The sequence below is a fragment of the Limnothrix sp. FACHB-406 genome (assembly GCF_014698235.1).
Taxonomy (GTDB): Bacteria; Cyanobacteriota; Cyanobacteriia; order CACIAM-69d; family CACIAM-69d; genus CACIAM-69d.
Genome location: NZ_JACJSP010000021.1, coordinates 1 through 15,929, shown reverse-complemented (window position 1 = coordinate 15,929; position 15,929 = coordinate 1). Strand labels below are relative to the sequence as shown.

The window sequence follows — 15,929 nt, the reverse complement described above, 5'->3', positions numbered from 1 at the left end:
TGCAAACTCCTGGCTGTTGAATGCTGGCCCGGCGGCCCTAAGCCAGGTGCGATTGTACCACGCAGGTGTTGCGCGTTTTTCACAGGAAATGGGCGAGGTTGCTGGGGGGAGCTATTTTGACTGCGCCCGGATTTAGCGGGTGGTTGGCTAGGGATTGAATTAGCGTTGGGGAGTCAGCAACAACAGGCGCTGATCAAGCAACGATCGCACGTTTTCGAGGGTGAAGCCCGGCTGCTGGCTCAGGAGTTGGGCGATCGACTGGGGTTGGTCAGCGGTTTCGTTGGCGGCCACGGCACTGAGAAACTGGAACGTAGCATCGTCCAAGCTGACAATCCGATAGTCCTGATTAAATAGACAACGGCTGGGCCAGCCATCCATACAGGGATTCAGGCTCGGCAGGGCCGCGGCCAGGGCGCTGGAGTCTTCCCAAGTGAGGCGATTGACCGGCGGGCAACCTAACCAAAACTCGTAGTGGGTAGCTCCTTCGGGATCCAGCGATTCCACCAGGCGATAGCGCTGTCGATCGCTCAAGCCCTCGGCTCGCGCCATCAGCTCCGGATTGCTGCCCAAGAGGCGATCGAGCTGCCAGTAATCAGGGTTGGAAAAGCCCAGGAACTCCAGACCCGAGGCCTCAATTAATTCAAAGAGGGTGTCGATGTTGTAGTCCACTTCCTGGGGATGGACATACATATCTGCAAAACACTCATCCCGCTGGTTTTCCATCGACCAGCGCTCCTGTTCCCGCCGCACCAACCGATTGGTTTCGGGCAAGGCCGCAAATAGCGATCGTCCAATCTGAACACCATCACGATAGGGATTGGAATCTGCCGGGCCCGTGGGGCTTTCACGGAGCAGGCGGATCGCTCGCTGCATCAACTGGATTTCCCAACGACCCAGTTCCCCATAAACAAAAATGTGCATGAGGCCACCGGGAGCTAGCTTGGCGGCCAGAGATTGAATGCCTCGCACCGGATCAGGCAGGTGGTGCAACACGCCAACGCAGTTGATCCAATCAAATTTGCCGGAAATTTCCTGGGCATCGTAAAGGCTGAGGTGACGGAATTCTACGCGATCGCCTCCGCGAACCCGATCGCCCGTCCGCCGACACCGTTCCCGAGCCACGCCCAACGCCTCTGAACTCAGGTCGATCGCCGTGATCTTGGCTTCCGGGTTCAAGTGCATTAAATATTCAGTGCCCACACCCGTGCCGCAACCCGCATCCAAAATTCGAATATCAGTGCGTTCCGCCTTTCTGCCCGTGCAAAACTGATGCGCCGCTTGCCAATTCCAGCGCCAGTTATAGCCCGGCGGGGGTTCATCCAACAGGGGTTCTGGCGGAAACGGATAGGTATCGTAGAGCTTTTGGACGGCGGCGAGGGTTTGGGCGGTGCGCTGTGCTTCCATCGGAATTGAATAGGGGGTTGATTGGGTTGATTGTTTATATAGAAATTGCTGAAAAGAGGCTGAAACGAGGACTCGCAAGGGTAATCACCGCGATCGAGTCTATCGCACCCCCTGCCCTTCCAATGCCTGCGATCGCCCGCCTGAGAAGCATACACACTTCTTAACAAAGGCCGCCCCACGCACAGAATCGTTTTAGTCTAATGGGTGGATTCACAACCATATTGAGTTGAGATCGTCCCTTCCATGTTCGCCGACAGCCGTTGAGGGTTGCCAGCGTCGAGCCAACCTGAGGCTAAGGGCTAAAGGTTCTGTCCAATGTCACAGAACCCGGTACGGTCGTTCACCTGACTTAGAAAAGGACCATTAGAATCTCATGAGCGTTAAAGCAAGTGGTGGAAGCTCGGTTGCCCGTCCGCAGCTCTACAGCACTGTTCCCGTATCTAAAATTTCCCAAGCAGAACAACAAGATCGCTACCTAGCCCCAGCGGAACTCAGCGAACTTAAAACTTTCTTTAGCTCCGGTGCTCAACGACTGGCCATTGCTCAAGTCCTGACGGTTAACGCCGAAATCATCGTCTCGCGAGCAGCCAACAAGATCTTTACCGGTGGTTCGCCCCTGGCTTTCTTGGAAAAGCCGCCAACGGATGAACCGGTAATGGCCACCACCACCAACCCTGTAGCCAAGACGGTGCAGGAAGGCATGACCTTCGGCACCGTCACCTACGTGGAAGCCAAGAGCAGCGGCGGTGGCCTGTTCAGTGGTCTGCGCGACTTTTTCTTGACCCCCTCTGCGCCCATTCCCGCTGGCTTCCGGCCCATTAGCGTTGCCCGCTATGGCCCCCGGAACATGCAAAAGTCCTTGCGGGACATGAGCTGGTTTCTGCGCTATGTGACCTACGCGATCGTGGCCGGTGACCCGACGATCATCGCCGTGAACACCCGTGGTCTGCGCGAAATCATCGAAAACGCCTGTTCCACGGCCGCCACAATCGTGGCGATCGAGGGCATGAAGCAAGCGGCCCTCACCTACTTCCGCGATGATGCCAACGCCACGGAAATCGTCAAGCAATACTTTGATGTATTGCTAACGGAGTTCAAGGCCCCCACACCGTCCAACAAGGTGCGTCAGCGACCTTCGGCGGATCAACAGGGTCTGGCCCTGCCGCAAATCTACGCCAACGCCGCTGAAAAGCGCGTGAAGTACGCGATGAAGCCCGGCCTGTCGGCCACCGAAAAGAACGATGCGGTGAAAGCGGCCTATCGCCAAGTGTTTGAGCGCGACATCACCCGCGCTTACTCCTTAGGAATTTCTGACCTGGAATCCAAGGTCAAAAACGGCGAAATTTCCATGAAGGAATTCATCCGCCGTTTGGCCAAGTCACCCCTATACCGCAAGCAGTTCTTTGAACCGTTCATCAACAGCCGTGCTCTAGAACTCGCTTTCCGTCACATTCTGGGTCGTGGCCCTTCGTCCCGCGAAGAAGTGCAAAAGTACTTCTCGATCGTCTCGAGTGGCGGCTTGGCGGCCCTGGTCGATGCCCTGGTCGATTCGCAAGAATACGCGGATTACTTTGGCGAAGAAACCGTGCCTTACCTGCGCGGTCTGGGTCAAGAAGCCCAAGAGTGCCGCAACTGGGGCCCGCAGATCGACCTGTTCAACTACAGCGCCCCCTTCCGCAAGGTTCCCCAATTCATCACCACCTTTGGGGACTATGTGCAACCCCTGCGCGATCAGCATCCCTACGGGGTTGGTAATGATCCGCTGGAAATTCAGTTTGGGGCAATCTTCCCGAAAGAAACCCGCAATCCCAAGAACCGACCTGCACCCTTTGGCAAGGATACCCGCCGGATTCTGATCAAGCGTGGTGCCGGGATTGAGAACCAACTGAGCAACCCGGGTGCAGTGGGCAAGGCTCCTGGCTCGATGGGGCCCAAGGTGTTCAAGCTGGATCAGTTGCCCGGAATTGGCAAGTCGGTGAAGACCGCCAGCATTCGCTTCTCGGAAAGCACCACCCAAGCCGTCATCCGCGCTGCCTATCTGCAAGTGTTTGGCCGCGATGTGTATGAAGGCCAGCGCCTGACGGTGGCGGAAATCAAGCTGGAAAACGGCAACATCACGGTCAAGGAATTCATTCGTCAGTTGGCCAAGTCGGATTTGTTCCGCAAGACCTACTGGAGTTCGTTGTACGTGATGAAGGCGGTGGAATATATTCACCGTCGCCTGTTGGGTCGCCCCACCTACGGTCGCAACGAAACCAACAAGTACTTCGATATTTGTGCCAAGCAAGGGTTCTATGCCTTGATTGATGCAATTCTCGATACGGCGGAATATGCGGAAGCCTTTGGGGAAGACACGGTTCCCTACGAGCGCTATCTGACGGCGGGTGGCCAAGCCCTGCGCACGACTCGTCCGGGTAACTTGGGCTTCAAGGGCGTGCTGACCAAGCCGGAACCGGAAGCACCGCGCTTTGTGGAGCTGGGACAACCGCTCTCGATCCGTACGGAAGGGGATGCGAGCAACCGCGCTGGCCAAGGGGTGAGCCGTCGTCGCGAGCAAACCAAGACCTTCAAGCTGACGACCACGACCGACAAGGTGGCCCTGAAAACGGCGATCGCGGCGGCCTATCGTCAGGTCTTTGAGCGTGACTTGGATCCTTACATCGTGCGGGCTGAGTTCACGGCACTGGAAAGCAAGCTGGGCAATGGCGAAATCACGATGAAGGAATTCATCGAGTCATTGGGCGGCTCTCGCTTGTACACCAAGGAATTCTATGCCCCCTATCCGAACACGAAGGTGATCGAACTGGGTCTGAAGCATTTCTTGGGTCGGGCACCGCTGAACCAGGTGGAAATCCGCAAGTACAACCAAATTCTGGCAACAGAAGGTCTGAAGGGTTTTGTGTCGGCCATGCTGAACACGCCGGAATATGCGGAGTGCTTCGGTGAGGATACGGTTCCCTATCGCCGGTTCCCGACGCTGCCAGCGGCCAACTTCCCGAACACCAACCGGTTGTATGACCAACTGACCAAACAGAACAGCGATGTGGTGGTGCCGAGCTTTGTGCCGGCAACGCCCCTGAGCCGTGCCTAAAGCGCGGATTCTGTGGGTCTTTTCTGACAGGTGATTCTGTTGAATTTGAGGTTGTGAATGCTCCTACATTCGATCGCTCGCTGAGGCTGGGCGATCGGGTGTAGGCTTCTCAATTTCAAGCCTGGTTGGATGGTTGCCGATCGGCTCAGACCAATTAAACATACCTTTTAAGCCAGTTTTTCAAGACTGCTGAGAACAAGGGGCCTTCGCTCCTTGTTTTTGCGTTTTTGGCGCTGTTGATGATCGCTATGGTGATGACTGTTCATAGGACTGATAAGCGTAGCTCGCCTAGAGTCCGTTCTTTGTGATACTGATTACCATCCTATTCAAGATAAAATTACTACCGACTTCATAACTTAAACAACCCGTCATTAAAAAGACTTGAAGCCAGGGTGCATCAATGGCTATTTCATTTAGCGGTTCCTATAGTCAGAACTTCAACACTCTCAATTCGAGTGGTTCTAACAGTGATCTAGCTTGGACTAATAACACTACGCTGCCCGGCTGGTATTTGTTGCGCCAGCCCTCTCCTGGCCAGGCTTTAACAATCTATCGATCGAGCCGAGGCAACGACAACACAGGCAACTTCTATAGCTTTGGCATCACTGGAGAGAGCGATCGAGCCTTAGGCGGCATTGGCTCAGGCGGTACATATTTCGGGAGTCCTGCCAGCGGAAACATTGCCGGATGGATCGCGTTTGCGGCCAAAAACACCACTGGCACGACGATTAATCATCTCACAATTTCCTTTGCGGGTGAACAGTGGCGAAATGGGGGAAACGCCACTGCGCAAACCATGGTGTTGGAATATGGCTTTGGTAACAGTTTCACAACCGTTCCAACCTGGACAGCGCCGGGCAGTGGATTCAATTGGACTTCGCCCGTTGCCACTGAAACGGCTGGCATGGTTGACGGGAATGTTGCAGGGCGGGTTGCGGGCGTTGGAGGCGCACTGTCCGGCTTGAGTTGGGCCCACAATGACACCCTCTGGCTTCGTTGGGTGGAGCGAAATGATACGGGGGATGATCATGGTTTGGCGATCGATGACTTCTCCCTCACCGGCACACCCAACCCCACCGTCAATCTCTCGGTCAGCCGCAACACAGGAACCGAAACCGATCGAACCGTCATCACCGTTACGGCCACCGCTTCCCAGGCCGTTGTCAGTGACCAAACCGTTGAATTCCAAGTCAGCGGAACGAACATCACCCCGGAAGACTATCAGCTCAGCCAACCCCAAATCAACATCACCAACGGCAACACAACCGGCTCTGTCACCTTCACGGTGATGGATGACACGATGGTGGAAGGAACCGAAACCGCCACCATTACCCTGAAAGCAACGACCAGTGGCTTGACCCTCGGCGGCAGCCTGGTACAAACGATCGAGATCGAAGATAACGACGGGGCCATCAGCTCCCCCAGTCCCCTGAGTCCGGGCAGTGGTTTAGCTCCGGCTCCTGTTGCTCCAGTTTTTGTGGCTCCGGCCCCGATCGCCCCCAGCCCAGAACTTCCCCCCAGCAGCCCGATCGCCCCACCGCCGCCCCTGCCGCCTCGACTGATCGTGACTCTCGATCGGGGCGGACCCATCATTCTCGACGACACCACCGCCCCCATACAGCTCACCCAACCCTCAGCAACCACAGACAGCGCAGCCCGGCCCCAACAGGTGATCAGCATCACCAACATTGGCTCAGAACCCCTGAAGCTCTTGGATTTACAACTCCCCAAGGGCTTTTCCATTTTGGAAACCCTGCCGCCCGTTGTTCTGCCCAGCACCACCCTCCCAGTAACTTTGGCGCTCACGGAGCAATCAGGAACCTATGACGGGCGCGTTGTTCTGCGCACCAACGGCGAACCAGCAATCTATGATTTCCCAGTTGCTGGACAGGTTCCCCCCAGCCTCAGTTCTTTCCCGATCGGGGACAGCGGTTATGGGTGTCAACCGCCCTTGCTGATGCCCGATCGCACCCAAACCGGTTCCGATCGCGCAGATATCCTGTGGGGCAATGCCGAAAGCAACCAACTCTTGGGGCTAGGTGACTCTGACTGGCTATGGGGTGGCGCAGAAACCGATTGGCTGGCGGGCGGTGACGGGAACGACACGCTCTTTGGCAACCAACAGGCGGATACCCTCTGCGGCGGAACTGGTAACGATCTGCTCTTTGGCGGTCGGGGAGCTGATTGGTTGTTTGGCAGCGATGGTGATGATCTGCTCAGCGGCGATCGGGGTGAAGACACCCTAATCGGCGGCGCGGGGAGCGATCGCTTTGTGATTGGGGAAGGCACTGAGACGATTCTTGATTTTGAAGATGGAATCGATCGGCTCGTTTTGCCTACCGGACTCAGTTTTGAATCCCTCAGCCTGACCGTGAGCAATGGCTTTTTGAACCTCAGCAATGGCACAACGATACTCGCCAAGATCGCCAACCTCGCACCCAACCAACTGACCGCAGGAGACTTCACTCCGGCTTTGGTCTAGGTTTGCTTGGTGATTGGGCGTTCCGTGGTTGGCTGATTTCTGTTGGCTGATTTCTATAGACTTGCCCGATCGAGGATGGTGGCCAAGGCCTGAGGATCGATTTCCAAGTCATCTCGATAGGCTTGGGCCTGGGCCATCCAATCCCCGATCGGCAAAGGTGGCAACGTTTCGCGCCCCAACAGGGCCCAATAGTTCAAATGGCTACAGTTGGCCACCAACCAAAAGAAATTCGCCACATAACGCGGTGGAAATAGCTCAATCACCGTCGTGCCCGGTTCGGCGTAGGCCAAATTGGTCAAACCTGCGCCATGGGGAGCCACAATGGCGCGGGCCCGCTGGAACAGGGCGGCTTGGTGACCCAGACTGAGTCCATCAAGATCCACCGCCTGAAACCCCCGCTGGGTCAACAGGGGCAAAATTTCCGCTTCGTTTAAAAACCGGCGATGCTGCACATTGTTGCGCCTTGTGATGTAGAGCCGATCGGGACAGTGGGCCGGATCGATCGCCGTGGCCAGCGGTAAAAATTCCCGTCGCAAAAAGTCGCGGGTCTGGGGAGTGAAAGTGTTGTCGGAAATGGGAGTACAGCGGCCCAAGGGCGGCAAAGCCAAGAGCCGATCGGCTTGCAGGTGGGGATGACGATCGCTCGAAACGACGCGATCGGGGTTGATGCCCAGGCGCTCCAGGGTGGCGAATTGAAAGGGATAGTCGAGGCGATCAAACACCCACCAATCGATCGCCGATCGCTCAAACCCCGCCTCCGCCAACCAAGCCAACCGGGGCAAACAGTCCACCATCCAGTGCCAATAGTTGGGCCGAAACCGCACAGACAAAAAGGCTGCCGTGCCCGATAGTTTCCGAACAGGCGGTGGCTGGCTCACCGCCTGCAAAGGCGCAATCCCCGAAGACAGTTCCTGAATGACTTGATGGTCGGCCGTGGTGATGCAGATCCCCAACTGGGAGATTTGGGCCCGCCCCTGGGGAATGGCCACCACCCCGGGGCGAGGCCAGGGCGGCAGTTGGGGGGCCGTGTCTGGAGCCAAGTGCGGATGCACAGGCCCCAACATCCGGGCAGCTTTGAGGGGTGGGTAGGGGGTGATCGGCTCCAGCCAGCGGGTTTGCTCTGCGGGTAAATCGGCGGCGGAACACAAATGCAAGGGATAGTCCAACCGCGCAAATTCCTGGACGATCGCGGGGGGCAGTTGCCAGCGCTCACAGTCGACCGCTTCCCGATCGCGCCCCAATTCCCGCAGCAGCCGCGCCACCCGAAAACAGCAGGTGGCCCTGTTGCCATTGGCTTGGAGCGATCGCAAATAAGCGCGAATCGCCATCGGGCGATCGCCCAGCCCTTCCGCCACTTGGGCCCCTTGCAGCCACAACCGCCAGTTAGCAGGAGCCAACTCCGCCGCCCGCCACAGGGCCATGGCTGCCGCCGGCCACCGTTGCAGTTGGGCCAGCACTTGGGCGAACTGCACGTATAAATCCGAGTCCTGGGGCCGATCGCAAATGGCCGATCGGAGCCGTTGCCGCATCAGTTCAGGGGCGATCGGCTCCGGGTTTTCAGCCACCGGGTTTTCGGCATCAGGCAACTCTGCCACCACTAGCAATCAATCCACCACTAGCCATTCATCAGTCACTAGCAACCGATCCACCCCTGGCAACCCCTAATCGTCATCCTTCATCACTGCTTCCTGTTCCGCCAACTGCATCAACACCACCTGAGACGCTTGGGGATCCGATTTGCCAAGGGGTTGCCGTTGGATGTAGATCCCATCCGCCCGTAGTTCCCAAGCGTTGCGTGTGTCAGCCAGCATCACACCCAAAATGGCTTGCAATTCTTGCACCAAATCGGGATCCTCGATCGGGGTGACGGCCTCTACCCGCCGTGTCAAATTGCGGGGCATCCAATCGGCACTGCCAATATACAGCTCATCTTGGCCGCCATTGTGGAAATAGAAAATGCGGGAATGTTCCAAAAAGCGGCCCACAATGCTGACCACGCGGATGTGGTCGCTCAGGCCCGGCAAACCCGGCCGCAAACAACAAATTCCCCGCACAATCAAATCCACCTGCACCCCCGCTTGGGAGGCCTCATACAGCGCCCGAATCACCACCGGATCTACCAGGGCATTCATTTTGGCCACAACCCGCCCCTGGTGACCTTGGCGGGCCCAGTCGCGCTCCCGTTGAATCAAGGCCACCATCCGATCGCGCATGTTCACCGGGGCCACCAACAGCTTGCGATAGGCGCGTTGGCGAGAATAACCCGTTAGGTAATTGAACAAATCGGTCAAGTCAGCTCCCAGCTCCGGCCGGCAACTGAGCAGCCCCACATCGGTGTAGAGCTTGGCGGTTTTGGGGTTATAGTTTCCGGTTCCAATGTGGACATAGCGGCGCAGGCCCTCCGGCTCCTTGCGCACCACCAGCACAATTTTGGTGTGGGTTTTTAGGCCCACCAAGCCATAAACCACATGCACCCCGGCGCTTTCCAGCTTGCGGGCCCAGTTGATGTTGTTTTCTTCATCAAACCGCGCCTTGAGTTCCACCAACACCACCACCTGTTTGCCGTTTTCCGCCGCATCAATCAGGGCATGGACGATCGGGGAGTCGCCAGAGGTGCGATACAGGGTCATCTTGATCGTCAGCACATTCGGATCGCGGGCTGCTTCCGTGATGAACCGCTGCACTGTGGCCGAAAAGGAGTGATAGGGATGGTGTAGCAGCAAGTCTTGGCGGCGAATTTCTGTGAAAAAGTCGCTGACTTCCTCTTCCTCTGGGGATTGCGCATTTTCCGAAGGTTCCGGCAGGCGCTGCACCCGCTTAGGAATCACTGGGTTCCAGGACGGATCTTTCAAGTGAGGCAGGGGCAAGCCCAAAAAGGCCATGAAGTCCCGTAGCCCCAACAGACCGGTGACGGGATAGACGCTCTCGGCGGTAATTTCCAACTCTTCGAGCAGTCGATCGCTAATTTCCGTGGGCATGGTGTCCAGCACCTCTAGCCGCACCACGGAACCACCCAAGCGCCGCTTTCGCAATTCCTGTTCGATCGCCAGCAGCAGATCATCGGCCTCATCTTCCGCCACGGCGATGTCCGCGTTGCGGGTGACCCGAAAGGGCTGATATTCCAGGATATTCATGCCCGGAAACAGGCTTTCCAGGTTGTGAGCAATCACTTGCTCGATCGCCACGCAAACCCAAACCGGCTTACCGGGATTGACCCCCACCCAATCGGCACTGAGGGTGGCCGGATCTAGGCTATCGGCCGCCAGGGGCAAAAACCGGGGCAAGCTTTCGGGAACCTTCACCCGCCCAAAGTGATCTTCCTGGGTTTCCGGATCCTGCACCACCACCGCCAGATTCAGGCTGAGGTTGGAAATATGAGGAAAGGGATGACCCGGATCAACTGCCAGGGGCGTGAGTACCGGGAAAATTTCCGCCTCAAAGAGCTGATGGAGATAGGCCCGCTGCTCTTGGTTCAGGTCAACGTAATCCAGCAGGTAAATGCCCTGTTCGGCCAGCAGGGGACGCAACACCTTGGCGTAGTGTTGATGTTGCTCGGCCACGATCGGGCGCAGGTGCTCGGCAATTTCAACCAGTTGCTGTTGGGGCGATCGCCCGTCGGGGGGCCGCTTGGCCACGCCCGCTTCTACCTGCTTTTTGAGGGCCGCCACGCGCACCATGAAAAATTCATCCAAGTTGGAGCTGAAAATCGCAGAGAACTTCAACCGCTCCAACAGGGGGTTGCGATCGTCCATAGACTCGTGCAGCACTCGCCGGTTGAACTGAATCCAACTCAGTTCCCGGTTGAAGTAGTACTGCGGATCGTGCAGGTCGATCGATTGCGATTCCGGTCGATCGGGATTTTCCGTGGTAGCTCGTTGCGCCCTAGTCATTACTCGTTGCCGCCTGGCCCATGAGGTCGAAACATTTCCTGTTCGCGACCGACCCACCATTCACCCAAATTCATCAAGTCTTGGTGAATGTCCGCTAGGGCTTGGGAATATTCCGCTGGCGAAAGGCGATCGCGCTGCTCTTCCAATTTGGCAAGGCGAAGCTGTACCAGCAACCAGGGTTTGTGGGAACTGTCGGTACCTTCGATGTAGCGGGCAATGGCTTGGCTAATCATGGGGATTGGGGGCGGACGCGCTCTCGACCGTAGCAAAAATGGCAGTTGCCTCAGCTTAACCTATCTTTAAAATTTGGTTAAAGCGCAATTTCCCAAAGCCGGAGCCAGGCGCTCCAGCCCCCAGCCTGCTGGCGTTCGGTGGAGTTTGATGGGGTTTGATGGAGCTGAGAGACCCAATTTAACAGACCCAATTTAACAAATTAAATTGGGCCCCCGTTTGGCTCTCTTTTAGCTTTCTATTTAGGTTTAAGGCGCGGTTTGAGGCGAGCTGGCCAACATTAGTAATCGCTCAGCCACAGGGGGATCGACCGGCGTAACGGAAAGGCGGTTTCCCCGTCGCAAAATCAGCAACTCATCGGCCGTGAATTGCGATCGCAACAATTCCAGAGGTAAGAACCGATCAAAGGTTTGCAAATGGGCCACTTCCACCGTGAACCAACGGGGGCGATCGGGACTGGCCTTGGGGTCAAAATACGGGCTGTTGGGGTCAAACTGGGTTGGATCCACCACCTTGGCCACGGCCACCTGCGCCAGACCCGCAATTCCCGGCGGCTCCGTGTTGGAGTGATAAAAAAACGCCCAATCTCCCGGCTGCATCGCTTGCAGAAAGTTACGCGCTTGATAGTTCCGCACGCCATCCCAAATGGTCTGTCGATCGCGCTCTAGGTGGGCGATCGAGTAAGTTATGGGTTCAGATTTAATCAGCCAGCAAGCGGCCGGCACAGGGGGCAAAGCCATAGGAAAACGAGCACAAGCAAAGCTCTGTGATTAAAACACAACTTAAAATCCCTAGCGACATCAACCTAAACATGCCCTAGAGCCGATCGAGCCATTCAGGGTGATCCTGCACCGCCTTCACCGCCGCCTTAATATCTTGGGTGCGATCCTTCGCCACAATCAGAGTCACATTCCCATCGCGCACCACCACCACATCCTCTAGGCCAATGGTGACCACCAACTCTTCGGGATCGCTGCTGTAAACGATCGCCCCGGTTGTCTCCAAAGCCAAATGTTGAGCCAAATCTACATTGGCCCGATCGCCCTTTAACAGCCGCTCGATCGCATTCCAATCGCCCAGGTCATCCCAAGCAAAGGCCGCCGGAACAATGCAGGCGCGATCGGTCTTTTCCATCAGCGCATAGTCCACACTCAGCTTGGGAACCTTGCCATAGGCCGCCACCCCTTCCGCCCGCAGCGGTTCAATAATTTCCGGGGCGTGCCGTTCTAATTCCGCAATCACCGTCTTGGCCTGAAACACAAACATGCCGCTATTCCAGCTATAGCGACCACTGGCGAGGAACTGTTCGGCCCGGGCGCGATCGGGCTTTTCCGTGAACCGACTGACGCGATAGCCCGGCAGGCCCGCAAAGTCCCCCAAGGCCTCGCCCTGTTCGATGTAGCCATAGCCCGTGGCCGGCTGGGTTGGCGTAATGCCCAAGGTGACGATCGCCCCCTCCGTGCGGGCCAAGGTCGCCGCCGCCGCCAGGGTTTGGGCAAACGCTTCCCCGTCCCCAATCCAGTGATCCGCCGGGAAGAAGCCCAACACCGCCTCGTCACCATATTGCTTGGCCGCCTCCAGGGTTGCCCAAGCCAGGGCCGGGGCCGTGTCGCGCCCTTCCGGTTCGATCGCAAAATTTGCCGCCGGTAATTCTGGCAACTGTTCGCGGGCCGTGGCTTCCAGGTGTTGACCCGTCACAACCCAAACATGCTCCGCCGCCCCCGCCAACGGAATCAGGCGATCGATCGTGGCTTGCAACAAACTGCGGCCGCTGCCATCCAAACAGAGAAACTGCTTGGGAAACTGACGGCGACTGAGGGGCCAAAACCGCTCACCCTTGCCACCGGCCAAGACGATCGGGATTAACTGGGGAGTTGAGGAAGCAACCATTTGTTCAAAGACCATCAGACTTAACTGGAAAACCAATGCGGAGACGGCGGGCCCCCAACCGGACACAAATTCAGGTGCAGACTCGCGATGAAAGCTCTAGGGGCAAACTCTAGGTGAAAACTCTAGGGGCAAAACTTTAGGGGCAAAGCTCAACACAAACTTAACGATGGATGCGACCAATTCCCAGAATTGATAGAAATTTCGCAAGTTCCGCAAATTGCGCCAATTCAACAAATTCTGCATATTCCGCACATTCCGTACGTTTCACGGATACCTGCAAACTGGATTTCCCCAATTCTGACTTGGCCCAAGGCGATCGGCACGGTTTCCACAGCTTCCACGGTTGCGGCCGCTCCGCTATCGACTCACCCTCCACTCGCAGCAGGGCCACAAAACTGAGCCACCAAAGTCCTCAATTCTGCGCAAGGGCGCGATCGACCCCTTTGCTCCATCAGTTGGGAGTAGGCGACAATGATTGGGGAATCGGGCCCAACGCTTCCTCTCCCTGCCAGCTCTCCTCAACCAACCCCGCCGCTCCATTTTTTCCCTACTCCTGGCGGGCGATCGCCCTTAAGGTCTCCCGCCGCCAATCGCATTGTTCATCAACTTTTTGCTTTAATTTTGGTTGGTTTGCTTACCCTAGCCTTCTAGACAGGTCTTCGGGAGCGGCTCCTGATGGCTCTGATCAGGTCAGATATGGCTATTGGAGCAGTTAAATCAGTTAGATCTGTTGCATCCGTTCCCTTAAGCATCTGCTCACTCGGGCATCTGCTCGCTCGGGTGTTCGATCGAGTTCCTTTGGCAAGGATCATGACGAGGAAATAGACCAGTTAGTCTGGGTGCAACTGAATCCGCAGAATTTCAACGCTTGATCTCACGGTCTGGCCCCGCCGACTGAGTACCTGAGTACCCAAGACTGCATACCCGGGATTGACGATCGCCACCTGGGCATCACCACCTGGGCATCGGGGATACTGATAGGATTCACCGGATTTGTTGCATTCTTGGTTTGATTTGACGATTTCTAATTTTTGCGATCAGCCCAGCAGAAGAGCGCAGACGCTATGAGCGACCCGAATCTTGGCCGAGTGCTAGCCGACCGATATCGACTCGATGAGTTGATCGGGCGCGGTGCTATGGGTCGCGTTTACCGAGCCAAGCACATCCTGCTGGATGCGCCCGTGGCCGTGAAGTTTTTGTCTCAAACCTTGCTGAACCAGAAAATGCGCGATCGCTTCAAATCAAACGGGAAGCCCGCTCCTGTTTTCTGTTAGGGCAAAAAAGCAAGCACATTGTCCAGGTGTTGGACTACGGGGTCAGCGAAGATGAGGTTCCGTTCTATGTGATGGAATATCTCGAAGGTCGAGACCTGGGGGCGATCTTCAAGCGGGAAACCATGCCCCTGCCGCGTTTTCTCAATCTGGCCCATCAAATTTGCCTGGGGCTTCAGGCGGCTCACCAGGGCATTTTGCTTGAGGATCGCCTCTGCCCGATCGTCCACCGAGACATCAAACCCAGCAACCTGCTGGTGGTGCAAGATCCGGACATGGGTGAGTCGGTCAAGATTTTGGATTTTGGGATCGCCAAGCTCATGCAGGGGGATGCGGCCCAAACCAGCCACTTCATGGGAACCCTGGCCTACTCGTCACCGGAGCAGATGGAAGGCAAGGAGTTGGACGGCCGGGCCGATATCTATAGCCTGGGCGTGGTGATGTTTGAAATGCTCTCGGGGAAGATGCCCCTGCGGGCGGAAACCCATTCCTTTGGCAGTTGGTATAAGGTACACCGGGACAGCCCGCCCATGACCTTTGCGGAAGCGCGGCCGGGGCTGAAAGTGCCCAAGCCACTGGAGTCACTAATTCTGCAATGCTTGGCGAAAAAGCCGGACGATCGCCCCGCGTCCGTGAGCGATATTTTGCAAGCCTTGGAGCCGATGGAACACCGCTACAGTCCCGGCCGGCTGATTAGTCGTCGCATTGAAAGCACACTCCAGCGGGCGACCTTGCCCGGAGCTTCCCTCGGCGGTGAGGGCGGGTCTGAATCGCGGGGTCGATCGAGCAATGCGGATCCTGATGTGCTCTGTCGGTTGCAGTCTTGGCCCAAGGGCAAACCGGTAGCGGAAATTGTGTTTCCTCACCTGCTGCCCACCAGTGGTGACCCGTTGGCAACGGTTTGGATTATGTTGCCGCGCCAAATGATTCGCGCCATCCAATCCAGCGAAGAGGGCAGCAGTTGCTACAGCCGGTTTATGGGCATGATGTCTCCCCATCCGATGGTGCTGTGGCTGACGGTGCTCTATATGTCGATCGGGGATGGCACGCGGCGGGCCAAATGGCTACCGTCCTATTTGGATTTGAAACAGCCCCGCAATTTGGAGTTGGCTCGGCAGTTGGCCAAGCAGAGCTGTTATCGATTGCTGTTTTTTGCCCTTGAGGATCCCCACAGTTGCCAATATGTGGCCAAGATTCACCTAACGGCGGCCAATTGCCAAATGCTGCGTCAGTGGGCTGACCAAAGCTCACAGATGCCCGCAGCGGATCCGCAGGTGGGCAAGGCCTATCTGCGGAAGGAGTTGGATCGCGCCAAGCCCCAAATTTTGCAGCAAATTGAGCAGCGATTGCGTCGGTCTTGAGGGGCCAATCCACCCAAGACCGCCACGATCGGCTAGGGAGTTTGCAGACTGGCGATCGCCCGTTCCCAAGCACCAGTCACTTGCTGAATGGATTGGGGCAGTCGCTCGCGCATCAGATCGGCATATTGCACCGAAACTCCCCGATCGGTCAGGGTCACCGTTTGGTAGTCTGCGGCTCCCGGTGTGGGCAAGTAGCTGAGGCCCGAGAGATTAGACCTCTTGCACGAATAGAATAGTGGTGTGGAAAGTCGCTGTCACCACCATCGAGAGATGCTCTACGAAAGCCTCGCCTCGCTACCCCCATCACAG

At 56.9% G+C, this 15,929-nt stretch carries 11 protein-coding genes; 4 read left to right on the top strand and 7 right to left on the bottom strand.

Annotation, left to right across the window (positions count from 1 at the left end):
• Window positions 1–159 precede the first annotated feature (159 nt).
• Complete coding sequence (locus H6G53_RS16160) at window positions 160–1,404, bottom strand: bifunctional 2-polyprenyl-6-hydroxyphenol methylase/3-demethylubiquinol 3-O-methyltransferase UbiG (protein ID WP_099532134.1); 1,245 nt, start codon at window positions 1,402–1,404, stop codon at window positions 160–162.
• Window positions 1,405–1,777: 373 nt separating this feature from the next.
• Here H6G53_RS16160 and H6G53_RS16155 point away from each other — a divergent pair, with 373 nt between their 5' ends.
• On the top strand, window positions 1,778–4,495 hold the full coding sequence (locus tag H6G53_RS16155; RefSeq protein WP_099532133.1) for a phycobilisome rod-core linker polypeptide: 2,718 nt from the start codon (window positions 1,778–1,780) through the stop codon (window positions 4,493–4,495).
• 400 nt (window positions 4,496–4,895) lie between these two features.
• Window positions 4,896–6,977 (top strand): calcium-binding protein, encoded by a 2,082-nt coding sequence (locus H6G53_RS16150; protein WP_190534739.1) that lies wholly within the window; start codon window positions 4,896–4,898, stop codon window positions 6,975–6,977.
• Between the two features lie 53 nt (window positions 6,978–7,030).
• On the opposite strand, the gene H6G53_RS16145 is transcribed toward H6G53_RS16150, so the two are convergent.
• The 5 genes from H6G53_RS16145 to H6G53_RS16125 all read right to left on the bottom strand — a co-directional run bounded on the left by H6G53_RS16145 (window position 7,031) and on the right by H6G53_RS16125 (window position 12,988).
• The gene (locus H6G53_RS16145) at window positions 7,031–8,572 is read right to left on the bottom strand and encodes a glycosyltransferase family 61 protein (RefSeq protein ID WP_190534736.1); all 1,542 of its coding nucleotides are present in this window, start codon (window positions 8,570–8,572) and stop codon (window positions 7,031–7,033) included.
• A gap of 66 nt (window positions 8,573–8,638) precedes the next feature.
• Window positions 8,639–10,867, bottom strand: a complete 2,229-nt coding sequence (ppk1, locus tag H6G53_RS16140; protein ID WP_190534733.1) for a polyphosphate kinase 1 — start codon at window positions 10,865–10,867, stop codon at window positions 8,639–8,641.
• Complete coding sequence (locus H6G53_RS16135) at window positions 10,867–11,100, bottom strand: hypothetical protein (RefSeq protein WP_099535054.1); 234 nt, start codon at window positions 11,098–11,100, stop codon at window positions 10,867–10,869. The genes ppk1 and H6G53_RS16135 overlap by 1 nt, the downstream gene beginning before the upstream one ends.
• 246 nt (window positions 11,101–11,346) lie before the next feature.
• Window positions 11,347–11,838 (bottom strand): EVE domain-containing protein, encoded by a 492-nt coding sequence (locus tag H6G53_RS16130; RefSeq protein WP_190534730.1) that lies wholly within the window; start codon window positions 11,836–11,838, stop codon window positions 11,347–11,349.
• A 76-nt stretch (window positions 11,839–11,914) separates the two neighbouring features.
• Complete coding sequence (locus H6G53_RS16125) at window positions 11,915–12,988, bottom strand: mannose-1-phosphate guanylyltransferase (RefSeq protein WP_190534728.1); 1,074 nt, start codon at window positions 12,986–12,988, stop codon at window positions 11,915–11,917.
• A 1,064-nt stretch (window positions 12,989–14,052) separates the two neighbouring features.
• Here H6G53_RS16125 and H6G53_RS18815 point away from each other — a divergent pair.
• Window positions 14,053–14,262, top strand: a complete 210-nt coding sequence (locus H6G53_RS18815) for a hypothetical protein (protein ID WP_242037343.1) — start codon at window positions 14,053–14,055, stop codon at window positions 14,260–14,262.
• Window positions 14,229–15,620, top strand: coding sequence for a serine/threonine-protein kinase (locus H6G53_RS16120; RefSeq protein ID WP_370567850.1), 1,392 nt, complete (start codon window positions 14,229–14,231; stop codon window positions 15,618–15,620). The genes H6G53_RS18815 and H6G53_RS16120 overlap by 34 nt, the downstream gene beginning before the upstream one ends.
• Window positions 15,621–15,652: 32 nt before the next feature.
• Here the strand turns inward: H6G53_RS16120 and H6G53_RS16115 are convergent, their stop codons facing one another.
• Window positions 15,653–15,811 carry a hypothetical protein gene (locus H6G53_RS16115; protein ID WP_190534726.1) on the bottom strand — a complete coding sequence of 53 codons (159 nt, stop codon included), beginning with the start codon at window positions 15,809–15,811 and terminating at the stop codon, window positions 15,653–15,655.
• Window positions 15,812–15,929 lie beyond the last annotated feature (118 nt).